Genomic DNA, 22,233 nt, shown 5'->3' on the forward strand with positions numbered 1-22,233 from the left:
CAAAAGGTAAAGCGCCATGTCATATATCAATTACAACCATCTGTACTACTTCTGGCATGTCTACCGGGAAGGCTCCGTCGTTGGCGCGGCGGAGGCGCTTTATTTAACGCCGCAGACGATCACCGGGCAGATCAAAGCGCTGGAGGAGCGGCTACAGGGCAAGCTCTTTAAACGTAAAGGGCGCGGGCTGGAAGCTACCGAACTGGGTCAGCTGGTGTTTCGCTATGCGGATAAGATGTTCGCCTTAAGCCAGGAGATGCTCGATATCATCAACTACCGCAAAGAGGCGAACCTGCTGTTTGATGTCGGCGTGGCGGATGCGCTCTCAAAGCGGCTGGTGAGCGGTATCCTTGATGCCGCCGTGCAGGAGGGCGAGCCGATTCACCTGCGCTGTTTTGAATCGACGCACGAGCTGCTGCTGGAGCAGTTAAGCCAGCATAAGCTCGATATGATTATCTCGGACTGCCCCATCGACTCTGCGCAGCAGGAGGGGCTCTTCTCGGTGAAGATTGGCGAATGCAGCGTCAGCTTCTGGAGCAGCGGCCCGGTGCCCGTTCTGCCGTTTCCCGCCTGCCTTGAAACGCGTCGGTTATTAATTCCCGGTCGCCGCTCAATGCTCGGCCGCAAGTTAATGAACTGGTTTCATGTGCAGAACCTGCAGGTGGAGATCCTCGGCGAGTTTGATGATGCTGCGCTGATGAAGGCCTTTGGCGCGAAACATGACGCCATTTTTGTTGCGCCGACCTCGTATGGCGACGACTTCTATGCCGATGCGCGCATGGTGGAGATCGGCCGGCTCGACAACGTGCAGGAGGAGTATCACGCGATTTTTGCTGAACGGATGATCCAGCATCCGGCGGTGCAGCGCATCTGCAATCGCGACTACTCGGCGCTCTTCGCGCTCCGCCAGAAATGAAAAAACCCGCCGAAGCGGGTTTTTTTTACAAAGCGAACAGCGAAGCGATTAAGCCAGGCTGTTGATACGCGCGGTCAGGTTAGCCTTATGACGCGCTGCTTTGTTTTTGTGGATCAGACCTTTAGCGGCCTGACGATCCACGATCGGTTGCATTTCGTTAAATGCATTCTGCGCAGCGGCTTTGTCGCCAGCTTCAATTGCTGCGTATACTTTCTTAACGAAAGTACGCATCATTGAGCGACGGCTAGCGTTGTGCTTGCGAGCCTTTTCAGACTGAACGGCGCGCTTCTTAGCTGATTTGATATTAGCCAAGGTCCAACTCCCAAATATGATCTTTATGGACAATTCAAAGGCCGGGGAATATGCCCTTTTAGCCTTCTTTTGTCAATGGATTTGTGCAAATAAGCGCCGTTAAGCAACGACGCTCGTTACGTAGTGATGGCGCAGGATTCTAACAGCTTGCGTGTCGCGAATACAGCTTTTCCACCAGAAAAATCGTGCATAACGGCAGATTCTCACCACAGCCAGCGGCAGCCTGATGAAAAGCCTCTCCTTTCTGGCGCGATAAGGCAATCGCCGGTTAACGTTGCCCGCTGTACAAGGTATAATCCGACGATTTTCACTGTTTTGAGCCAGACATGAAGCTGATACGCGGCATACATAACCTCAGTCATGCACCGCACGGGTGTGTGCTGACTATTGGTAATTTCGACGGCGTACATCGCGGTCATCAGGCGTTGCTACAGGGGCTGGGCGCAGAAGGGCGCGCGCGTGGCCTGCCGGTGGTGGTGATGATTTTTGAACCGCAGCCGCTGGAGCTGTTCGCCGGAGAGAAATCTCCCGCGCGGCTGACGCGTCTGCGCGAGAAGCTTCGCTGGCTGGCCGAATGCGGCGTGGAGTATGTTCTCTGCCTGCGCTTCGACAGGCGTTTTGCGGCGCTGACCGCACAAACCTTTGTCAGCGACCTGCTGGTCGACCGCCTCGGTGTGAAATTTCTGGCAGTCGGTGACGATTTCCGTTTTGGCGCTGGTCGCCAGGGGGATTTCTTGTTATTACAGAAGGCCGGCGAGAAATATGGCTTTGACGTCACCAGTACGCAAACCTTCTGCGAAGGCGGCGTGCGGGTGAGCAGCACCGCGATTCGCCAGGCGCTGGCGAACGACGACCTGGCGCTTGCCGAGAATCTGCTTGGCCGCCCGTTCAGCATCTCCGGGCGCGTTGTCCACGGCGATGCGCTGGGGCGCACCATCGGTTTTCCAACGGCGAATGTGCCGCTGCGCCGCCAGGTCTCCCCGGTAAAAGGGGTCTACGCGGTTGAAGTGGCGGGTCTCGGCGACACACTGCTGCCGGGCGTTGCCAATATTGGTACCCGTCCGACGGTGGCAGGTATTCGCCAGCAGCTGGAAGTGCACCTGCTGGATGTTGCAATGGACCTTTATGGTCGCCATATAGACGTAGTACTGCGTAAAAAAATACGTAACGAACAGCGCTTTGCTTCCCTCGATGAACTGAAGGCGCAAATCGCCCGAGATGAGGTAGCGGCCCGTGAGTTTTTTGGGCTATCTAAACCGGCTTCTTAAGGCCTGGTGGTATTAATCAAACCGAAATACGGAACCGAGAATCTAATGAGTGACTATAAATCTACCCTGAATTTGCCGGAAACAGGGTTCCCAATGCGTGGCGATCTCGCCAAACGCGAACCGGGAATGCTGGCGCGTTGGACTGATGATGACCTCTACGGCATCATCCGTGCGGCGAAAAAAGGCAAAAAAACCTTCATTCTGCATGATGGCCCTCCATATGCGAATGGCAGCATTCATATTGGTCACTCGGTTAACAAGATTCTGAAAGACATTATTGTGAAGTCCAAAGGGCTCGCAGGTTATGACTCGCCTTACGTTCCGGGTTGGGATTGCCACGGTCTGCCGATCGAACTGAAAGTCGAGCAGGAGTACGGCAAACCGGGTGAGAAGTTTACCGCCGCCGAATTCCGTGCCAAGTGCCGTGAATATGCCGCCACGCAGGTAGACGGGCAGCGCAAAGACTTTATCCGTCTGGGCGTGCTCGGCGACTGGTCGCACCCTTACCTGACCATGGACTTCAAAACCGAAGCCAATATCATCCGCGCGCTGGGCAAAATCATCGGTAACGGCCACCTGCTGAAAGGGGCTAAACCGGTGCACTGGTGCGTCGACTGTCGCTCCGCGCTGGCGGAAGCGGAAGTTGAGTATTACGACAAAACCTCACCTTCTATCGACGTCGCCTTCCAGGCCGTCGATCAGCAGGCGGTGAAAGCGAAATTCGGCGTTGATTCTGTTAACGGCCCGGTTTCGCTGGTTATCTGGACCACCACGCCGTGGACCCTTCCTGCTAACCGCGCTATCTCCCTCTCTCCGGAGTTTGAGTACGCGCTGGTGCAGGTTGACGGTCAGGCGATGATCCTGGCAAAAGATCTGGTTGAGAGCGTGATGAAACGCACCGGCATCAGCGACTATCGCGTGCTGGCTACGGTCAACGGCGCTGAGCTTGAACTGATGCGCTTCAAACACCCATTCCTCGATTTCGACGTGCCGGCGATCCTTGGCGATCACGTTACGCTGGAAGCGGGTACCGGCGCGGTGCATACCGCCGGTGGTCACGGCCCGGACGACTACACCATCAGCCAGAAGTACGGTCTGGAAATTGCCAACCCGGTTGGCCCGGACGGTCGCTATCTGCCGGGCACCTACCCGACGCTGGACGGCATTAACGTCTTCAAAGCGAACGACATCATCGTGGCGCTGCTGACCGAGAAAGGCGCGCTGCTGCACGTCGAGAAGATGCAGCACAGCTATCCGTGCTGCTGGCGTCACAAGTCGCCGATCATCTTCCGCGCCACGCCGCAGTGGTTCGTCAGCATGGATCAAAAAGGGCTGCGTGCGCAGTCGCTGCAGGAGATCAAAGGTGTGCAGTGGATCCCGGACTGGGGCCAGGCACGTATCGAATCGATGGTCGCTAACCGCCCTGACTGGTGTATCTCCCGTCAGCGCACCTGGGGCGTGCCGATGTCGCTGTTCGTCCATAAAGATAGCGAAGAGCTGCACCCGCGTACGCTGGAGCTGATGGAAGAGGTAGCAAAACGCGTTGAAGTTGACGGCATTCAGGCCTGGTGGGATCTCGACCCGCGCGACATCCTCGGCGATGACGCCGACTGCTATGTCAAAGTGCCGGATACGCTGGATGTCTGGTTTGACTCCGGTTCAACCCACGCTTCCGTCGTCGACGTTCGCCCGGAGTTTGCAGGCAACGCAGCAGACATGTATCTGGAAGGTTCGGATCAGCATCGCGGCTGGTTTATGTCCTCCCTGATGATCTCGACAGCGATGAAGGGCAAAGCGCCTTATCGTCAGGTGCTGACCCACGGTTTCACCGTTGACGGCCAGGGCCGTAAGATGTCGAAATCCATCGGCAACACCGTTTCGCCGCAGGATGTGATGAACAAACTCGGCGCGGATATTCTGCGTCTGTGGGTGGCATCAACGGATTACACCGGTGAAATCGCCGTTTCCGACGAGATCCTCAAGCGTGCCGCCGATAGCTATCGTCGTATCCGTAACACCGCGCGCTTCCTGCTGGCGAACCTTAACGGTTTCGATCCGGCGAAAGATATGGTGAAACCGGAAGATATGGTGGTGCTGGATCGCTGGGCTGTCGGCTGCGCGAAAGCGGCGCAGGAAGATATCCTGAAAGCCTACGAATCCTACGACTTCCATGAAGTGGTGCAGCGCCTGATGCGCTTCTGCTCCGTGGAGATGGGCTCCTTCTATCTCGACATCATTAAAGACCGCCAGTACACCGCGAAAGCGGATAGCCGCGCGCGTCTCAGCTGCCAGAGCGCCCTCTATCACATCTGTGAAGCGCTGGTGCGCTGGATGGCACCGATCATGTCCTTCACTGCGGATGAGATCTGGGGCTACCTGCCGGGCGATCGCGAGAAGTATGTCTTCACCGGCGAGTGGTACGAAGGCCTGTTTGGCCTCGCGGACAGCGAAGCGATGAACGACGCCTACTGGGCCGAGCTGCTGAAAGTGCGTGGCGAAGTCAACAAGGTGATCGAGCAGGCGCGTGCCGATAAGAAAGTGGGCGGCTCCCTTGAAGCGACGGTGACGCTGTTCGCGCAGCCGGAGCTGGCGGCGAAACTGACGGCGCTGGGCGATGAATTGCGATTTGTCCTGTTGACCTCCGGCGCGCAGGTTGAGGATTATGCCAGCGCGTCTGCGGATGCACAGCAGAGCGAACTGCTCAAAGGGCTGAAAGTAGCGCTGAGTAAAGCCGATGGTGAGAAGTGCCCGCGTTGCTGGCATTACACCCATGATGTCGGTCAGGTGGCGGAACACGCAGAAATTTGCGGACGCTGTGTTAGCAACGTCGCCGGTGACGGCGAAAAACGTAAGTTTGCCTGATGAGTAAACCGATCTTTTCAACAGGGCTGCGCTGGCTATGGCTGGTCGTGGCGGTGCTGATTATCGATCTGGGCAGTAAATACCTGATCCTCCAGAACTTCGCTCTGGGGGAGACGGTCTCTCTGTTCCCGTCGTTAAACCTGCACTATGCGCGTAACTATGGGGCGGCATTCAGCTTCCTCGCCGACAGTGGCGGCTGGCAACGCTGGTTCTTCGCGGGTATCGCTATCGGTATCTGCGTGGTGCTGTCGGTGCTGATGTACCGCGCTAAAGCGTCGCAAAAGCTGAATAACATCGCCTATGCGCTGATTATTGGCGGCGCGCTCGGTAACTTGTTCGACCGTCTGTGGCATGGCTTTGTCGTCGATATGATCGATTTTTATGTGGGCGACTGGCATTTTGCTACCTTTAACCTTGCCGATACTGCAATCTGTATCGGCGCGGCGCTGATCGTGCTGGAAGGGTTTTTACCCTCCGCCGCAGTGAAAAAACAGGCGTAAGCCATAAAGCGTTGTAGGCCCGGTTATTAAGCCGGATAAGCGTAGCGCCATCCGGCATGCAATATACCCGGGTCCTACATTCGCTATCACATAAGAGCAACCTGCATGTCTAAATCCGTACAGAGCGACAGCGCAGTGCTGGTGCACTTCACGCTCAAGCTCGAAGATGGTTCACTTGCCGAATCCACACGCAACAACGGTAAGCCGGCGCTGTTTCGCCTTGGCGACGGTTCCCTTTCCGAAGGGCTGGAGCAACATCTGCTTGGCCTGAAGGCCGGGGAGAAAAAGGTCTTTTCCCTTGAGCCGGATGCCGCTTTCGGCACGCCGAGCCCGGACCTGATCCAGTACTTCTCGCGCCGTGAATTTATGGACGCCGGTGAGCCTGAAATCGGCGCGATTATGCTCTTTACCGCAATGGATGGCAGCGAAATGCCGGGCGTGATCCGTGAAATCAACGGTGATTCGATTACCGTCGATTTCAACCATCCGCTGGCGGGCAGAACCGTCCACTTTGATATCGATGTGCTGGAAGTCGATCCGGCACTGGAGGAGACAAATGCAGATCCTGTTGGCTAACCCGCGCGGTTTTTGCGCTGGCGTTGACCGCGCTATCAGCATTGTTGAAAACGCGCTGGCGATCTACGGCGCGCCGATTTACGTGCGTCACGAAGTGGTGCACAACCGCTACGTGGTCGACAGCCTGCGCGAGCGCGGCGCCATCTTTATTGAGCAGATAAGCGAAGTGCCGGACGGCGCGATCCTGATCTTCTCGGCGCACGGCGTTTCACAAGCGGTGCGCAACGAAGCGAAAAGCCGTGATTTAACGGTCTTCGATGCCACCTGTCCATTGGTCACAAAAGTGCATATGGAAGTGGCACGCGCCAGCCGACGTGGCGAAGAGGCGATCCTGATTGGCCACGCCGGTCACCCGGAAGTGGAAGGCACCATGGGTCAGTACAGCAACCCGAAAGGGGGCATGTATCTGGTTGAGTCGCCGGACGATGTAGCGACGCTTGAGATCAAAGATCCGGGCAAACTCTCGTTTATGACCCAGACTACGCTCTCCGTCGATGATACCTCTGACGTCATTGACGCTCTGCGCGTGCGTTTCCCGCAGATCGTCGGGCCGCGTAAAGATGATATCTGCTACGCCACCACCAACCGTCAGGAAGCGGTGCGCGCACTGGCTGAACAGGCGGAAGTGGTGCTGGTAGTCGGGTCGAAAAACTCCTCCAACTCCAACCGGCTCGCCGAGCTGGCGCAGCGGATGGGTAAAGCGGCCTATCTGATTGATGATGCCTCTGATATCCAGGAGCGCTGGGTTCAGGGTATTGCCTGTGTCGGCGTTACCGCTGGCGCGTCCGCGCCGGATATTCTGGTGCAGAACGTGATTACCCGCCTGCAGGAGCTGGGCGGCGGCGAGGCCATCCCGCTTGAAGGGCGCGAAGAGAATATCGTCTTCGAAGTGCCAAAAGAGCTGCGGGTCGAGGTTCGCGAAGTCGAGTAACCTTTTTCCCGAGGGTTATGCGAAGATGCCAGACTGAGTCTGGCATTTTTTTTGACCATTTTTCGTGGAGGGGCTATGGGTCTGCCAATCATTCTCGACACCGATCCCGGTATTGACGACGCCGTGGCGATTGCCGCCGCGCTGTTCGCACCTGAGTGCGATCTGAAACTGATCACCACTGTTGCCGGTAATGTTTCGCTGGAGAAAACCACCCGCAACGCGCTGCAATTGCTTCACTTCTGGAACGCAGATGTCCCGTTGGCACAGGGAGCCGCTACGCCTTTGCTGCGCCCGCTCTACAGCGCGGCAAATGTGCATGGCGAATCGGGGCTGGATGGCTACGACTTTATTGAACATGCACGCCAGCCGCTGGCAATCCCGGCTTTTCAGGCGATCCGCGACCTGCTTATGGCCTCGCCTGAACCCATTACGCTAGTGACCATCGGCCCGCTGACCAATATCGCGCTGCTGCTTACCCACTACCCGGAGTGCCAGTTCAACATTCGTCGGCTGGTGATGATGGGCGGCTCCGCCGGGCGCGGTAACTTTACGCCGAGCGCCGAATTTAATATCGCCGTCGATCCCGACGCCGCGGCGCGCGTTTTTGCCAGCGGGCTGGATATCGTCATGTGCGGCCTGGATGTCACCAACCACGCGACCCTTTCGCCCGCGTTTCTGGCCACGCTTCCCACCCTTAACCGCACCGGCAAAATGTTGCATGCGCTTTTCAGCCACTACCGTAGCGGCAGCATGGCGACCGGGCAGCGCATGCACGATCTCTGCGCTATCGTTTACCTGGTCCGCCCGGATCTCTTTACCCTCAAACCCTGCTTTGTGGCGGTTGAGACGCAGGGGCAGTTCACTACGGGCGCGACGGTGGTGGATATCGACGGCAAGCTGGGGATGCCCGCCAATGCGCAGGTAGCGCTGGATATGGATGTTGAGGGTTTTCGTACATGGTTCGCCGGGGTGCTGGCGCTGGCACCTTAATAACGAAGCCAGGCTCTTGTCATGCCTTTTACTGATATTTGCTGGTGTATATCATTAATTTCTAATTATCGACGTTTTCGGCTGGTGGCTCAGCGATGGGCTGGTTAATCTGGAAACGATTTTTACGCATTTAATTAACAAAAGAGCACAACTATGCATGATGCAGCAATCCGCGTAGCCATCGCGGGCGCTGGCGGTCGTATGGGCCGACAGCTGATTCAGGCGGCGCTGGCTATGGAGGGCGTGTCCCTTGGTGCAGCGCTGGAGCGGGAAGGTTCATCTCTGCTGGGAAGCGATGCGGGCGAACTCGCAGGCGCGGGTAAAAGCGGTGTCACGGTGCAGAGCAGCCTTGAGGCAGTAAAAGATGATTTCGATGTCTTTATCGATTTCACCCGCCCGGAAGGGACGCTGCACCATCTTGCGTTTTGCCGTCAGCACCATAAAGCCATGGTGATCGGCACCACCGGTTTTGATGACGCGGGCAAGCAGGCCATCAGCGACGCGGCACAGGAGATTGCCATCGTCTTTGCCGCCAACTTTAGCGTTGGCGTAAACGTCATGCTGAAGCTGCTGGAGAAAGCGGCGAAGGTGATGGGCGACTATACCGACATTGAAATTATCGAAGCGCACCACCGCTATAAAGTGGATGCACCATCAGGCACGGCGCTGGCGATGGGTGAAGCGATCGCCAGCTCACTGAATAAAGAGTTAAAAGAGTGCGCGGTTTATTCGCGTGAAGGCCATACCGGTGAGCGTGTTCCTGGCACCATTGGCTTTGCTACGGTTCGCGCCGGGGATATCGTCGGCGAACATACGGCGATGTTCGCCGATATTGGCGAGCGTGTCGAGATTACGCATAAAGCGTCAAGCCGCATGACCTTCGCTAATGGCGCGGTGCGTTCCGCTTCATGGCTCAAAGACAAGGAAAGCGGTCTTTTTGATATGCGCGACGTCCTCTATCTCAACAATCTGTAAGCGTTTTTACCCTTCGTGATGTGGTTGTTGCAGTCATAATGGATTGATTGCAAAGGGCAATAATTTATTGCCCTTTTATTTTACCATCTATAAATGATTTTTCCTTTCAAACCGCTAAAATACACACTTTATGAGTGATTTTTTGTTTCTAAAATGTAAATTTTGACCATTTGGTCTGGTTTTTCACACCGACCATAACTCAGATGCAATTTTCTTCCCACGCAAGCGTTTTCCCGACTCCGCTTATCTTCTTTTTTTATCTCTTAAACCCTGTAAAAGCAGGCAGTGGCGTAAAAGAGAAAGAAAAATAGGCCTCATAAGTTGACTTTTATCCCGCATCTCTCCAGAATGCCGCCGTTTGCCAAAAATCCACGGCCAGCAAATTTGCATTGATTCATCATCCTGATATGAATTAATATGCAAATAAAGTGAGTGAATATTCTCTGGAGGGTGTTTTGATTAAGTCAGCGCTATTGGTTCTGGAAGACGGAACCCAGTTTTACGGTCGGGCCATAGGGGCAATGGGCACGGCGGTTGGGGAAGTCGTTTTCAATACTTCAATGACCGGTTATCAAGAAATCCTCACTGATCCTTCCTATTCCCGCCAAATCGTCACTCTTACTTATCCTCATATTGGCAATGTCGGCACCAACGCGGCTGACGAAGAGTCCTCTCAGGTGCATGCGCAGGGTCTGGTGATTCGCGACCTGCCGCTGATTCCCAGCAACTACCGCAGCACTGAAGATCTCTCTTCCTACCTGAAACGCCATAACATCGTGGCGATTGCCGATATCGATACCCGCAAGCTGACCCGCCTGCTGCGCGAAAAAGGCGCACAGAACGGCTGCATTATCGCGGGCGAAAACCTCGACGAGACCGTGGCGCTGGAGAAAGCGAAAGCCTTCCCGGGGCTGAACGGGATGGATCTGGCGAAAGAGGTGACGACTCAGGAGAGCTATAGCTGGACGCAGGGCAGCTGGACGCTGGCGGACGAGCTGCCGGAAGCGAAACAAGAGAGCGAATTGCCTTACCACGTTGTGGCCTATGATTACGGCGCAAAACGCAACATTCTGCGCATGCTGGTGGATCGCGGCTGCCGCCTGACGGTAGTCCCGGCGCAAACCCCGGCCGCAGAAGTACTGAAAATGAATCCGGACGGTATCTTCCTCTCTAACGGCCCCGGCGACCCGGCACCGTGCGATTACGCTATCGACGCGATTAAAGCTTTCCTGGAAACCGACATCCCGGTGTTCGGCATCTGCCTCGGCCACCAGCTGCTGGCGCTGGCGAGCGGTGCGAAAACCGTGAAGATGAAGTTTGGTCACCACGGCGGCAACCACCCGGTAAAAGATATCGACAACAATACGGTGATGATCACCGCGCAGAACCACGGCTTTGCCGTCGACGAGGCTTCCATGCCTGCCAACCTGCGCGTCACGCACAAATCGCTGTTCGACGGCACGCTGCAGGGCATTCACCGCACCGATAAGCCGGCCTTCAGCTTCCAGGGCCACCCGGAAGCCAGCCCAGGCCCACACGACGCCGCGCCGCTGTTTGACCACTTTATTGAATTGATTGAGCAGTATCGTCATACCGCCAAATAATCAGGAGAAAAAGAGCCATGCCAAAACGTACAGACCTAAAAAGCATCCTGATCCTTGGCGCTGGCCCGATTGTTATCGGCCAGGCGTGTGAATTCGACTACTCCGGCGCGCAGGCATGTAAAGCGCTGCGCGAAGAGGGTTACCGCGTAATCCTGGTGAACTCCAACCCGGCAACCATCATGACCGACCCGGAAATGGCGGACGCCACCTATATCGAGCCAATCCACTGGGAAGTGGTGCGCAAAATCATCGAGAAAGAGCGCCCGGACGCGGTGCTGCCGACAATGGGCGGCCAGACCGCGCTCAACTGCGCGCTGGAGCTTGAGCGCCAGGGCGTGCTGGAAGAGTTCGGCGTAACGATGATTGGCGCTACCGCAGATGCGATTGATAAAGCGGAAGATCGCCGCCGTTTCGATATCGCGATGAAGAAAATCGGCCTCGATACCGCGCGTTCCGGTATTGCGCACACCATGGACGAAGCGCTGGCCGTGGCGGCTGACGTCGGCTACCCGTGCATTATCCGCCCCTCCTTTACCATGGGCGGCACCGGCGGCGGCATCGCCTATAACCGCGAAGAGTTTGAAGAGATTTGCGCCCGCGGCCTCGACCTCTCTCCGACCAAAGAGCTGCTGATTGATGAGTCGCTGATTGGCTGGAAAGAGTATGAGATGGAGGTGGTGCGCGATAAGAATGACAACTGCATCATCGTCTGCTCGATTGAAAACTTCGACGCCATGGGCATCCATACCGGTGACTCCATCACTGTGGCCCCGGCGCAGACCCTGACCGACAAAGAGTACCAAATCATGCGTAACGCCTCGATGGCGGTACTGCGTGAAATCGGTGTGGAGACCGGCGGCTCCAACGTGCAGTTCGCGGTCAACCCGAAAAACGGTCGTCTGATTGTTATCGAGATGAACCCACGTGTTTCCCGCTCTTCAGCGCTGGCTTCAAAAGCGACCGGCTTCCCGATTGCGAAAGTGGCGGCGAAACTGGCGGTAGGTTACACGCTGGATGAGCTGATGAACGATATTACCGGCGGGCGTACCCCGGCATCGTTCGAACCCTCTATCGACTATGTCGTCACCAAAATTCCGCGCTTCAACTTCGAAAAATTTGTTGGCGCTAACGACCGCCTGACCACGCAGATGAAATCCGTTGGTGAAGTGATGGCGATTGGCCGCACCCAGCAGGAGTCGCTGCAAAAAGCGCTGCGCGGTCTCGAAGTGGGCGCCACCGGCTTCGACCCGAAAGTAAGCCTTGAGGATCCGGAAGCGCTGACCAAAATCCGCCGCGAGCTGAAAGATGCGGGCGCGGATCGTATCTGGTACATCGCTGACGCTTTCCGCGCTGGCCTTTCGGTTGATGGCGTCTTCAACCTGACCAATATCGATCGCTGGTTCCTGGTGCAGATTGAGGAGCTGGTGCGTCTGGAAGAGCAGGTCGCCGCGCAGGGCATTAACGGCCTGAACGCCGACTTCCTGCGCCAGCTGAAACGCAAAGGCTTCGCCGATGCGCGTCTGGCGACGCTGGTTGGCGTGCGCGAAGCGGAGATCCGCAAGCTGCGCGACCAGTACAACCTGCACCCGGTCTACAAACGCGTTGATACCTGCGCCGCGGAATTCGCTACCGATACCGCCTATATGTACTCCACCTATGAAGAGGAGTGCGAAGCGAACCCGAACCAGGATCGCGAAAAAATCATGGTGCTCGGCGGGGGGCCAAACCGTATCGGCCAGGGTATCGAGTTTGACTACTGCTGCGTCCACGCCTCGCTGGCGCTGCGCGAAGATGGTTACGAGACCATTATGGTCAACTGTAACCCGGAGACCGTCTCCACCGATTACGATACCTCCGACCGCCTCTACTTCGAGCCGGTAACGCTGGAAGATGTGCTGGAAATCGTGCGTATCGAGAAGCCGAAGGGAGTGATCGTCCAGTACGGCGGCCAGACGCCGCTGAAACTGGCGCGCGAACTGGAAGCGGCGGGTGTACCGATTATTGGCACCAGCCCGGACGCAATTGACCGCGCAGAAGACCGCGAACGTTTCCAGCAGGCGGTAGAGCGCCTGAAGCTGCTGCAACCGGCTAACGCCACCGTCACGGCGCTGGAGCAGGCGGTAGAGAAAGCCAAAGAGATCACCTATCCGCTGGTGGTGCGTCCCTCCTATGTGCTGGGCGGCCGCGCAATGGAGATTGTCTACGACGAAGTCGACCTGCGTCGCTACTTTATGACCGCAGTCAGCGTCTCCAACGATGCGCCGGTGCTGCTGGACAAATTCCTCGATGACGCAGTAGAAGTGGACGTCGACGCGATTTGCGACGGCGAAAGCGTGCTGATTGGCGGCATCATGGAGCATATCGAGCAGGCAGGGGTGCACTCCGGTGACTCCGCTTGTTCGCTGCCAGCCTATACGCTCAGCCAGGAGATTCAGGATGTGATGCGCCAGCAGGTGCAGAAACTGGCGTTTGAATTGCAGGTGCGCGGTCTGATGAACGTGCAGTTCGCAGTGAAAGATAACGACGTCTACCTGATTGAAGTGAACCCGCGTGCGGCGCGTACCGTACCGTTTGTTTCAAAAGCGACGGGTGTTCCGCTGGCGAAAGTGGCGGCGCGCGTGATGACCGGCCAGACCCTGGCTGCGCAGGGGCACACCAGCGAAATTATCCCGCCGTACTACTCGGTGAAAGAGGTGGTGCTGCCGTTCAACAAATTCCCGGGCGTTGACCCGCTGTTAGGGCCAGAGATGCGCTCGACCGGGGAAGTGATGGGCGTCGGTCGTACCTTTGCTGAAGCGTTCGCCAAAGCGCAGCTTGGCAGCAACTCCACCATGCAGAAGCGTGGCCGTGCGCTGCTGTCGGTGCGCGAAGGGGATAAAGAGCGCGTTGTTGACCTCGCCGCCAAGCTGCTGAAGCAGGGTTTCGAGCTGGATGCTACCCACGGCACAGCGATTGTGCTCGGCGAAGCAGGCATCAACCCGCGCCTGGTGAACAAGGTGCATGAAGGGCGTCCGCACATTCAGGATCGTATTAAGAATGGCGAATATACCTACATCATCAACACCACCGCAGGCCGCCAGGCGATTGAGGATTCAAAACTGATTCGCCGCAGCGCGCTGCAGTACAAGGTGCATTACGACACCACCCTGAACGGCGGCTTCGCCACCGCGATGGCGCTGAATGCCGACGCCACCGAGAAGGTGACCTCCGTGCAGGAGATGCACGCGCAGATCAATAAGTAACAGAGCGGGCCGGTTTACCGGCCCGAATTTTTGTAGGCCGGATCTCGTAGGCCTGATAAGCGCAGCGCCATCAGGCATTATTGCCGGATGGCGGCTACGCCTTATCCGGCCTGGCACTCCCCATCCACCTTCAGAGTGTTCTGTATTTTCCTCATCCCTCAGCAAGTTACCCTACACTTACTCCCAAGAAGCCTAAAATTCACTGCAAAACAGGGAGAGAACCATGAAAACTAAACTTCTGCTCACATCCGTAATGACTGCCGCTGCGCTGTTCACCGTTGCTGGTTGTTCTTCAAACCAGGCTGTAGAGACGACCGATGGTAAAACTATCGTTACCGACGGCAAGCCGCAGGTAGACAAAGATACCGGCATGGTCTCCATTAAAAATGCCGAAACCGGCAAAACGCAGCAGATCAACCGTGACCAGGTTAAAGGTATGAGCGAGCTGGATAACTAATCCACCACGCTTAGGGTGCGGTGGCGCTCGCCGCCGCACGACCCCCCTCTGAATTTCCCTACAGATTGCCACTGTTAGCCAATCGATTAACTGTCTACACTCTTTGAAAATTGTCAGTGAAACAGGTTATCGATGATCCTTATTATTTACGCCCACCCCTATCCGCAACACTCCCATGCTAATAAGCAGATGCTTGAGCAGGTCAGGACAATGGATGAGGTGGAGATCCGCTCCCTTTACGACCTCTATCCCGATTTCAATATCGACATTGCCGCCGAGCAGCAGGCGCTGGCACGTGCCGATCTCATCATCTGGCAGCACCCGATGCAGTGGTATAGCGTCACGCCGTTACTCAAACTCTGGATCGATAAAGTGCTGGCCCACGGCTGGGCATATGGTCACGGCGGCACCGCGTTGCGTGGCAAAAGCATTATGTGGGCGGTGACTACCGGCGGCGGCGAGCATCATTTTGATCTGGGTGAGCACCCTGGTTTTGAAGTGCTGGCCCAGCCTTTGCAGGCCACGGCGCTCTATTGCGGGCTAACCTGGCTGCCGCCTTTTGCCATTCACCGCACTTTTGTCTGCGATGACGAAACCCTGCAGGCGCAGGCACGGCAATATAAACAGCGTTTGCAGACATGGCTGGAGGTGCAGCGTGGATAGTCACTCAATGATTCAGGCGCTGATCTACCTGGGCGCGGCGGCGCTGGTGGTGCCAATCGCCATGCGCCTCGGCCTCGGTTCAGTGCTTGGTTACCTGATTGCCGGCGGGATTATCGGCCCGTGGGGATTACGGCTGGTCACCGATGCGGAGTCTATTCTGCACTTCGCCGAAATCGGCGTGGTATTAATGCTGTTTATTATCGGGCTCGAGCTCGATCCGCAGCGGTTATGGAAATTGCGCGCCTCGGTGTTTGGCGGCGGCGCGTTGCAGATGGGCAGCTGTGGCCTGCTGCTCGGTGGTTTCTGCCTGCTGCTCGGGCTGCCGTGGCCGGTGGCGCTGCTGATTGGCCTGACGCTGGGACTCTCATCAACCGCTATTGCCATGCAGGCGATGAATGAACGGAACCTTACCGCCTCGCAGATGGGGCGCAGCGCCTTTTCAGTGCTGCTGTTCCAGGATATCGCCGCGATTCCGCTGGTGGCGATGATCCCGCTACTGGCCGCCAGTGGCGGAGCGATGACCCTCAGCGCCTTTCTATTATCCGCGTTAAAAGTGGTGGCGGCGCTGACGCTGGTGGTGCTGATTGGCCGTTATGTCGCGCGCCCGGCGCTGCGTTTTGTTGCCCGCTCCGGCCTGCGCGAAGTCTTTTGCGCCGTGGCGCTGCTGCTGGTCTTCGGTTTCGGTTTGCTGCTGGAAGAGGCCGGGTTATCGATGGCGATGGGCGCCTTCCTCGCCGGGGTGCTGCTTGCCAGCTCCGAGTATCGCCACGCGCTGGAGAGCGATATCGAGCCGTTTAAAGGGCTGCTGCTCGGGCTCTTCTTTATCGGCGTCGGCATGTCGATCGATTTCGGCACGCTGGTGAGCCATCCGCTGCGCATCCTACTGCTGCTGGGCGGGTTCCTGGTGATCAAAACCGTTGTGCTGTGGCTGATTGCGCGTCCTTTAACGGTGCCGCGCAAACAGCGCTGGTGGTTCGCGGCACTGCTGGGGCAGGGGAGTGAGTTTGCCTTCGTGGTGTTTGGTGCCGCGCAGACGGCGCAAGTGCTGGATAGTGAATGGGCGAAAGCCTTAACCCTCACCGTGGCGCTGTCGATGGCGGCAACGCCGCTGCTGCTGCTGGTGCTTGCGCGTCTGGAAGCGGGCGGCGGCGATCGGGAGCAGGAAGCCGATGCCATTGACGAAGAGGAGGCGCGGGTAATCGTTGCCGGCTTTGGCCGCTTCGGGCAGATCTCAGGGCGTCTGCTGCTCTCCAGCGGCGTGAAGATGGTGATCCTCGATCACGATCCCGACCATATCGAGACGCTGCGTAAGTTTGGTATGAAGGTCTTCTACGGTGACGCGACCCGCGTCGATCTGCTGGAGTCTGCGGGCGCGGCGCGGGCGGAAGTCTTGATCAACGCAATTGATGATCCCGAAGCTAGCCTGCACTTAACGGAGCTGGCGAAGGAGCACTTCCCGCACCTGCGCATTATTGCCCGCGCCCGCGATGTCGATCACTACATTCGCCTGCGTCAGATGGGCGTTGAGGATCCTGAACGTGAAACCTTCGAAGCGGCGCTAAAAACCGGCCGTCAGGCGCTTGAAGGGCTGGGGCTGGGTGCCTATGAGGCGCGCGAGCGCGCCGATCGCTTCCGCCGCTTTAATCACGACATGATTGAAGAGATGGCGAATGCGGAAGATGGCGGCCAGGGGCGCGTTGCGGTGTTTAAGCGTACCAGCGCCATGCTGACGGAGATTATCGCCGAAGACCGTGCGCATCTCTCCGTCACGCAGCGCCATGGCTGGCAGGGGACGGAAGAGGGGCGGCACACTGACGATCCGGCAGATGAGCCCGCGGTGAAACCAGAGCCCTGATCGCGCGGTCTGTTAAGGCTGCTTGACGGCTAACGGCTTGATAGATCAGGCATGGAAAGCTGGCGGTGCGAAGATGTGCAGGGCCACCGCCAGCAGAACAGAAATTTTTCTTCTTCTTTACCTTGCACACCGTCGACGAAAGATTGTGCTTTCCGTATAGTGGCGACAATTTTTTGCATCCAGGAAATGAATGAATGATCAGTCTGATTGCGGCGTTAGCAGTGGATCGCGTCATCGGTATGGAGAATGCCATGCCGTGGGATCTCCCTGCCGATCTCGCCTGGTTTAAGCGCAACACCTTGAATAAACCTGTTGTGATGGGCCGCCTGACATGGGAATCCATCGGTCGCCCGCTGCCGGGGCGTAAAAACATTGTCATCAGCAGCCAGCCTGGCACCGACGATCGCGTTGAGTGGGTGAAATCCGTTGAGGATGCGCTGGCGGCGTGCGGCGATGCGCAGGAGATCATGGTGATCGGTGGCGGCCGCGTGTATGAGCAGTTCCTGCCGAAAGCGCAGCGCCTCTATCTGACGCACATTGATGCGGAAGTGGAGGGCGATACCCATTTTCCGGATTACGATCCGGACGAGTGGGACTCGGTCTTCAGTGAATTCCACGACGCGGACGCGCAGAATTCACACAGCTACTGCTTCGAAATTCTCGAGCGTCGCTAATAGCAAAATCCCCGGCATGCCGGGGATTTTCATTTCAGGAGGCGATGGCTTCCCCATCACCCAGATCCATCTGGCGATTCGATGGCTGGGTGAAGATCTGCTTATCTTCCCAGCGCAGGCAGGTGAGATCCCCGCCCCAGCAGCAGCCGGTATCCAGGCCGTAAATCCCCTCCGGCGTGCCTTCGCCTTCCAGCGATGCCCAGTGACCGAAGACGATGCTGTACTCTTGCGCGACCGGACCCGGAATTGAGAACCAGGGTTTCAGCGGTGCCGGCGCGTTCTGCGGCGTATCTTTGCAGTACATATCCAGCTGCCCGTTCGGGAAGCAGTAACGCATCCGCGTAAATGCGTTGGTGATAAAGCGTAAACGTGCAAGGCCGCTCAGCTCCGGCGACCAGTGGTTTGGCAGATCGCCATACATCGCATCGAGGAACAGCGGATAGGAGTCGCTTGCCAGCACCGCTTCGACATCGCGGGCGCAGCTTTTCGCCGTGTCGAGATCCCACTGTGGCGTGATCCCGGCGTGGGCCATCACCACCTTTTTCTCTTCATCGATTTGCAGCAGCGGCTGGCGACGCAGCCAGTTAATCAGCTCGTCGGCGTCGGGTGCTTCCAGCAGCAGGTTAAGGCGATCTTTCGGCTTATTGCGGCTGATACCGGCAAAGACTGCCAGCAGATGCAGATCGTGATTGCCGAGCACAACGCGCGCGCTGTCGCCAAGGGATTTGACGTAACGCAGCACGTCGAGCGAGCCAGGGCCGCGCGCCACGAGGTCGCCGGTCAGCCATACGGTGTCTTTTTCCGGTGAAAACTGCACCTGGTTTAACAGCGCGATCAGTTCATCAAAGCAACCGTGAACGTCGCCAATAAAGTATGTAGACATTGATTAATGGATCACTATTGGAACGGCGAGTCGGAAGACCGGGATAGCGACGCGGAAGGGGTTGCCCTGCGCATCGACCATATCGTAATGGCCCTGCATGGTGCCCAGCGGCGTTTCGATCACCGCGCCGCTGGTGTACTGAAATTCGCCGCCTGGCTCGATATGGGGCTGCTCGCCGACCACACCTTCGCCCTGCACTTCCGTTTCGCGGCCATTTCCATTGGTGATCAACCAGTAGCGACTGAGCAACTGGACGGCGCTTCGCCCCAGGTTCCGGATGGTGACGGTGTAAGCAAAGACATAGCGTTCATGGTCGGGTTGCGACTGTGACTCGATATAGAGGCTTTGAACCTGCACAGAGACGCGGGGCGAATTGATCATGGGTTAACTCTCCTTCGGCGGCGCATTATCCGTCAGGTAGTTGGCTAACTGACAATACTGCGCAACAGAGATATTTTCTGCGCGCATCGTCGGATCGATACCCAACGATGAAAGCACGTCGACGGTAAACACATTGCCGAGACTGTTACGAATGGTCTTACGGCGCTGGTTGAACGCTTCGGTAGTAATGCGGCTCAGGGTGCGAACCTCTTTTACCGGGTGCGGCATAGTGGTATGCGGCACCAGACGCACCACGGCGGAATCGACTTTTGGCGGTGGCGCGAAGGCGGTCGGCGGCACTTCGAGCACCGGGATCACCTGGCAATAGTACTGCGCCATTACGCTCAGTCGTCCATACGCTTTACTGTTCGGCCCTGCAACCAGGCGGTTTACCACCTCTTTTTGCAACATAAAGTGCATGTCGGCAATGGCATCAGTATAGCTAAACAGATGAAACATCAACGGTGTCGAGATGTTGTAGGGCAGATTGCCGAAAACGCGCAGCGGCTGGCCGAGGGTTTGCGACAGCTCGCCGAAGTTCATGGTCATCGCATCCTGCTGATAAATCGTCAGCTTTGGTGCGAGGAACGGATGCGTTTGCAGACGAGCCGCCAGATCGCGGTCAAGCTCGATAACCGTCATTTTATCCAGACGGTCGCCGACCGGTTCGGTCAGCGCGCCAAGACCCGGGCCTATTTCGACCATGGCCTGACCCTTTTGCGGGTTGATGGCGGAAACGATGCTGTCGATCACGAACTGGTCGTGGAGGAAGTTTTGCCCGAAGCGCTTGCGGGCTAAGTGGCCCTGATGGACGCGAGTATTCATTGAGTATTAACAATCATCTTGATGGCGAGATTAAGCGCCGTAATAAAACTGCCGACCTCCGCGGTTCCCTGTCCCGCCAGCTCAAGGGCGGTACCGTGGTCGACGGAGGTGCGAATAAAAGGTAAACCGAGGGTAATATTCACCCCGCGGCCAAAGCCCTGGTATTTTAGCACGGGCAGGCCTTGATCGTGGTACATCGCCAGCACCGCGTCGGCGTTATCGAGGTATTTCGGCTGAAACAGCGTGTCTGCCGGGAGCGGACCGCTCAAGTTCATGCCTTCGCGACGCATCGCTTCCAGCACCGGAATGATGGTATCGATCTCTTCCGTGCCCATATGGCCACCTTCGCCCGCGTGGGGGTTGAGGCCGCAGACCAGAATATGCGGAGAGGCGATGCCAAACTTCTGGCGTAAATCGCCGTGCAGAATGGTGATAACTTCACGCAGCAGATCGGGCGTGATGGCATCCGCCACCTCTCTGAGCGGCAGATGCGTCGTCGCCAGCGCCACGCGCAGCGTCTCCGTTGCCAGCATCATTACCACTTTGTCGGCGTGAGCGCGCTGCTCGAAAAACTCCGTGTGCCCGGTAAAGGGCGTACCCGAATCGTTGATCACCCCTTTATGCACCGGGCCGGTAACCAGCGCGGCGAACTCACCGTTCAGGCAACCATCACAGGCGCGGGCAAGGGTAGAGACGACGTAAGCACCGTTTTGCGGATTAAGACGGCCGGCGACAACCGGCGCGTTGAGCGCAACGGGCAGCAGGGTAAGGGTTCCGGCCTGTTGCGGCACCGCTGCGTGCCCGGGAGCGTACTCCCGAAGCGTAAGCGGCAGACCGAGCAGGGCTGCCCGGTCAGTTAACAGCGTCGCATCGCCGCAGATTACCAGTTCAACCGGCCAGTCGCGCTGGGCGAGCTGCACCACCAGATCCGGGCCAATCCCGGCGGGTTCGCCGGGAGTGATAACGATGCGCTGCGTGTTCATCAGTTGCTCAGAATTTTGACGTAAGCGCTGGCGCGTTGTTCCTGCATCCAGGTTGCCGCCTCTTCAGAGAACTTGCGGTTCATCAACATCCGGTAGGCACGATCTTTCTGCGCGGCATCGGTTTTGTCGACGTTGCGCGAATCGAGCATTTCGATCAGGTGCCAGCCGAAGGAGGAGTGCACCGGGCCGCTCATCTGGCCGCGTTTCAGCTTCATCAGCGCATCGCGGAAAGCGGGATCGTAGATATCCGCTGCCGCCCAGCCGAGGTCGCCGCCCTGGTTGGCTGAACCCGGATCCTGAGAGAACTCTTTCGCCGCATTAGCAAACGTGGTGCGACCGCTCTTAATATCGGCAGCAATCTCTTCCAGCTTAGTACGCGCCTGGTCATCGGTCATGATCGGCGACGGTTTCAGCAGGATGTGACGGGCATGCACTTCGGTCACGGAGATGCTCTTCGACTGACCGCGCAGATCGTTCACTTTAAGAATGTGGAAACCAACACCGGAGCGGATTGGACCCAGCACGTCGCCTTTTTTCGCCGTGCTCAGCGCCTGAGCGAAGACGCTCGGCAGCTCCTGAATACGGCCCCAGCCCATCTGGCCGCCTTTCAGCGCCTGCTGGTCAGCAGAGTAGGTGATTGCCAGCTTGCCAAAGTCAGCGCCGTTGCGTGCCTGCTCGATGATCGAGCGCGCCTGGGCTTCTGCTTCGTTAACCTGCGCGGAGGTCGGGTTTTCTGACAGCGGGATCAGGATGTGGCTCAGGTTCAGCTCGGTGCTGGCATCGTTCTGGTTGCCAACCTGCTGCGCCAGCGACTCCACTTCCTGCGGCAGCACGGTCACGCGGCGACGCACTTCGCTGTTACGCACTTCGGAGATGATCATCTCTTTGCGGATCTGATTACGATAGGTGCTGAAATTCATCCCATCGTAGGCCAGACGGCTGCGCATCTGATCCATCGTCATGTTGTTCTGTTTCGCAATATCCGCGATAGCGGCATCGAGCTGTTCGTCAGTCACTTTGACGCCCATCTTCGTGCCCATCTGCAAAATGATCTGATCCATGATCAGACGCTCCAGGATCTGATGGCGCAGGGTTTTGTCATCCGGCAACTGTTGGCCTGCCTGGCCAGCATTCGCTTTGACGGACTGCATCAAACCATCAACGTCACTTTCGAGCACGACGCCGTTATTCACCACGGCGGCGACTTTATCGACAACCTGAGGCGCGGCAAAACTGGTATTCGCAACCATAGCGATACCGAGAAGCAGCGTTTTCCAGTTCTTCATACCTTTTCCATTTCAATTAACCGCAGTGCGGATTACGTTGCAAATCAAAC

20 protein-coding genes and 1 pseudogene are annotated in these 22,233 nt (G+C 57.3%); 15 read left to right on the forward strand and 6 right to left on the reverse strand.

Features of this window, described 5'->3' with window-relative positions:
* Nucleotides 1-16 precede the first annotated feature (16 nt).
* Nucleotides 17-916: a transcriptional activator NhaR gene (gene nhaR, locus IAE48_RS09645; RefSeq protein ID WP_094419329.1), complete on the forward strand. Its 900-nt coding sequence runs from the start codon at nucleotides 17-19 to the stop codon at nucleotides 914-916.
* 48 nt (nucleotides 917-964) lie between these two features.
* Here nhaR and rpsT read toward each other — a convergent pair whose 3' ends face one another.
* On the reverse strand, nucleotides 965-1,228 hold the full coding sequence (rpsT, locus tag IAE48_RS09650) for a 30S ribosomal protein S20 (RefSeq protein ID WP_023480327.1): 264 nt from the start codon (nucleotides 1,226-1,228) through the stop codon (nucleotides 965-967).
* Between the two features lie 89 nt (nucleotides 1,229-1,317).
* Here rpsT and IAE48_RS24260 point away from each other — a divergent pair.
* The 14 genes and pseudogenes from IAE48_RS24260 to folA all read left to right on the forward strand — a co-directional run bounded on the left by IAE48_RS24260 (nucleotide 1,318) and on the right by folA (nucleotide 17,825).
* Nucleotides 1,318-1,547 (forward strand): annotated as a pseudogene (locus IAE48_RS24260) (DUF2575 domain-containing protein).
* A 7-nt stretch (nucleotides 1,548-1,554) separates the two neighbouring features.
* The gene (gene ribF, locus IAE48_RS09655) at nucleotides 1,555-2,496 is read left to right on the forward strand and encodes a bifunctional riboflavin kinase/FAD synthetase (protein WP_023480490.1); all 942 of its coding nucleotides are present in this window, start codon (nucleotides 1,555-1,557) and stop codon (nucleotides 2,494-2,496) included.
* A gap of 45 nt (nucleotides 2,497-2,541) precedes the next feature.
* Nucleotides 2,542-5,358 carry an isoleucine--tRNA ligase gene (gene ileS / locus IAE48_RS09660; protein ID WP_200134213.1) on the forward strand — a complete coding sequence of 939 codons (2,817 nt, stop codon included), beginning with the start codon at nucleotides 2,542-2,544 and terminating at the stop codon, nucleotides 5,356-5,358.
* Nucleotides 5,358-5,858 carry a signal peptidase II gene (lspA, locus tag IAE48_RS09665; protein WP_200134214.1) on the forward strand — a complete coding sequence of 167 codons (501 nt, stop codon included), beginning with the start codon at nucleotides 5,358-5,360 and terminating at the stop codon, nucleotides 5,856-5,858. Before ileS ends, lspA begins: the two co-directional genes overlap by 1 nt.
* Nucleotides 5,859-5,963: 105 nt before the next feature.
* Complete coding sequence (gene fkpB / locus IAE48_RS09670) at nucleotides 5,964-6,434, forward strand: FKBP-type peptidyl-prolyl cis-trans isomerase (RefSeq protein ID WP_023480425.1); 471 nt, start codon at nucleotides 5,964-5,966, stop codon at nucleotides 6,432-6,434.
* Nucleotides 6,415-7,365 carry a 4-hydroxy-3-methylbut-2-enyl diphosphate reductase gene (ispH, locus tag IAE48_RS09675; protein WP_076768916.1) on the forward strand — a complete coding sequence of 317 codons (951 nt, stop codon included), beginning with the start codon at nucleotides 6,415-6,417 and terminating at the stop codon, nucleotides 7,363-7,365. Before fkpB ends, ispH begins: the two co-directional genes overlap by 20 nt.
* Nucleotides 7,366-7,440: 75 nt before the next feature.
* Entirely contained in the window at nucleotides 7,441-8,355 is a 915-nt protein-coding gene (gene rihC, locus IAE48_RS09680) for a ribonucleoside hydrolase RihC (RefSeq protein ID WP_200134215.1), read from the forward strand.
* Nucleotides 8,356-8,508: 153 nt separating this feature from the next.
* Nucleotides 8,509-9,330, forward strand: coding sequence for a 4-hydroxy-tetrahydrodipicolinate reductase (gene dapB, locus IAE48_RS09685; protein WP_200134216.1), 822 nt, complete (start codon nucleotides 8,509-8,511; stop codon nucleotides 9,328-9,330).
* Between the two features lie 455 nt (nucleotides 9,331-9,785).
* Nucleotides 9,786-10,934: a glutamine-hydrolyzing carbamoyl-phosphate synthase small subunit gene (gene carA / locus IAE48_RS09690; protein WP_200134217.1), complete on the forward strand. Its 1,149-nt coding sequence runs from the start codon at nucleotides 9,786-9,788 to the stop codon at nucleotides 10,932-10,934.
* 17 nt (nucleotides 10,935-10,951) lie between these two features.
* Nucleotides 10,952-14,176: a carbamoyl-phosphate synthase large subunit gene (gene carB, locus IAE48_RS09695; protein ID WP_094419334.1), complete on the forward strand. Its 3,225-nt coding sequence runs from the start codon at nucleotides 10,952-10,954 to the stop codon at nucleotides 14,174-14,176.
* A gap of 223 nt (nucleotides 14,177-14,399) precedes the next feature.
* On the forward strand, nucleotides 14,400-14,633 hold the full coding sequence (locus IAE48_RS09700; RefSeq protein WP_042715383.1) for a YgdI/YgdR family lipoprotein: 234 nt from the start codon (nucleotides 14,400-14,402) through the stop codon (nucleotides 14,631-14,633).
* A gap of 132 nt (nucleotides 14,634-14,765) precedes the next feature.
* A complete protein-coding gene (kefF, locus tag IAE48_RS09705) occupies nucleotides 14,766-15,296 on the forward strand; it encodes a glutathione-regulated potassium-efflux system oxidoreductase KefF (protein ID WP_200134218.1) in 531 nt (176 codons plus the stop codon).
* A complete protein-coding gene (gene kefC, locus IAE48_RS09710) occupies nucleotides 15,289-17,151 on the forward strand; it encodes a glutathione-regulated potassium-efflux system protein KefC (protein ID WP_042715378.1) in 1,863 nt (620 codons plus the stop codon). Before kefF ends, kefC begins: the two co-directional genes overlap by 8 nt.
* Before the next feature lie 194 nt (nucleotides 17,152-17,345).
* Nucleotides 17,346-17,825 carry a type 3 dihydrofolate reductase gene (folA, locus tag IAE48_RS09715; RefSeq protein ID WP_023480281.1) on the forward strand — a complete coding sequence of 160 codons (480 nt, stop codon included), beginning with the start codon at nucleotides 17,346-17,348 and terminating at the stop codon, nucleotides 17,823-17,825.
* 34 nt (nucleotides 17,826-17,859) lie between these two features.
* On the opposite strand, the gene apaH is transcribed toward folA, so the two are convergent.
* From apaH to surA, 5 genes are read right to left on the reverse strand one after another with little or no spacing between them, the layout of a single operon-like run.
* Nucleotides 17,860-18,708 carry a bis(5'-nucleosyl)-tetraphosphatase (symmetrical) ApaH gene (gene apaH, locus IAE48_RS09720; protein ID WP_200134219.1) on the reverse strand — a complete coding sequence of 283 codons (849 nt, stop codon included), beginning with the start codon at nucleotides 18,706-18,708 and terminating at the stop codon, nucleotides 17,860-17,862.
* A gap of 3 nt (nucleotides 18,709-18,711) precedes the next feature.
* Nucleotides 18,712-19,089 carry a Co2+/Mg2+ efflux protein ApaG gene (apaG, locus tag IAE48_RS09725; RefSeq protein WP_042715373.1) on the reverse strand — a complete coding sequence of 126 codons (378 nt, stop codon included), beginning with the start codon at nucleotides 19,087-19,089 and terminating at the stop codon, nucleotides 18,712-18,714.
* A 3-nt stretch (nucleotides 19,090-19,092) separates the two neighbouring features.
* Nucleotides 19,093-19,914 carry a 16S rRNA (adenine(1518)-N(6)/adenine(1519)-N(6))-dimethyltransferase RsmA gene (gene rsmA / locus IAE48_RS09730; RefSeq protein ID WP_023480359.1) on the reverse strand — a complete coding sequence of 274 codons (822 nt, stop codon included), beginning with the start codon at nucleotides 19,912-19,914 and terminating at the stop codon, nucleotides 19,093-19,095.
* A complete protein-coding gene (pdxA, locus tag IAE48_RS09735; protein WP_200134277.1) occupies nucleotides 19,911-20,900 on the reverse strand; it encodes a 4-hydroxythreonine-4-phosphate dehydrogenase PdxA in 990 nt (329 codons plus the stop codon). Before pdxA ends, rsmA begins: the two co-directional genes overlap by 4 nt.
* Entirely contained in the window at nucleotides 20,897-22,183 is a 1,287-nt protein-coding gene (gene surA, locus IAE48_RS09740) for a peptidylprolyl isomerase SurA (protein WP_023480474.1), read from the reverse strand. The genes pdxA and surA overlap by 4 nt, the downstream gene beginning before the upstream one ends.
* Nucleotides 22,184-22,233: the final 50 nt, after the last annotated feature.

It is taken from the genome of Kosakonia sp. S57 (genome assembly GCF_016516575.1).
Classification (GTDB): Bacteria; Pseudomonadota; Gammaproteobacteria; order Enterobacterales; family Enterobacteriaceae; genus Kosakonia; species Kosakonia cowanii.

Coding starts and splice junctions, on each gene's coding strand:
- ileS (WP_200134213.1), top strand. CDS start 2,542: ATGAGTGACTATAAATCTACCCTGAATTTGCCGGAAACAGGGTTCCCA.
- rihC (WP_200134215.1), top strand. CDS start 7,441: ATGGGTCTGCCAATCATTCTCGACACCGATCCCGGTATTGACGACGCC.
- nhaR (WP_094419329.1), top strand. CDS start 17: ATGTCATATATCAATTACAACCATCTGTACTACTTCTGGCATGTCTAC.
- folA (WP_023480281.1), top strand. CDS start 17,346: ATGATCAGTCTGATTGCGGCGTTAGCAGTGGATCGCGTCATCGGTATG.
- apaG (WP_042715373.1), bottom strand. CDS start 19,089: ATGATCAATTCGCCCCGCGTCTCTGTGCAGGTTCAAAGCCTCTATATC.
- dapB (WP_200134216.1), top strand. CDS start 8,509: ATGCATGATGCAGCAATCCGCGTAGCCATCGCGGGCGCTGGCGGTCGT.
- kefF (WP_200134218.1), top strand. CDS start 14,766: ATGATCCTTATTATTTACGCCCACCCCTATCCGCAACACTCCCATGCT.
- apaH (WP_200134219.1), bottom strand. CDS start 18,708: ATGTCTACATACTTTATTGGCGACGTTCACGGTTGCTTTGATGAACTG.
- lspA (WP_200134214.1), top strand. CDS start 5,358: ATGAGTAAACCGATCTTTTCAACAGGGCTGCGCTGGCTATGGCTGGTC.
- rsmA (WP_023480359.1), bottom strand. CDS start 19,914: ATGAATACTCGCGTCCATCAGGGCCACTTAGCCCGCAAGCGCTTCGGG.
- surA (WP_023480474.1), bottom strand. CDS start 22,183: ATGAAGAACTGGAAAACGCTGCTTCTCGGTATCGCTATGGTTGCGAAT.
- ribF (WP_023480490.1), top strand. CDS start 1,555: ATGAAGCTGATACGCGGCATACATAACCTCAGTCATGCACCGCACGGG.
- IAE48_RS09700 (WP_042715383.1), top strand. CDS start 14,400: ATGAAAACTAAACTTCTGCTCACATCCGTAATGACTGCCGCTGCGCTG.
- carB (WP_094419334.1), top strand. CDS start 10,952: ATGCCAAAACGTACAGACCTAAAAAGCATCCTGATCCTTGGCGCTGGC.
- fkpB (WP_023480425.1), top strand. CDS start 5,964: ATGTCTAAATCCGTACAGAGCGACAGCGCAGTGCTGGTGCACTTCACG.
- ispH (WP_076768916.1), top strand. CDS start 6,415: ATGCAGATCCTGTTGGCTAACCCGCGCGGTTTTTGCGCTGGCGTTGAC.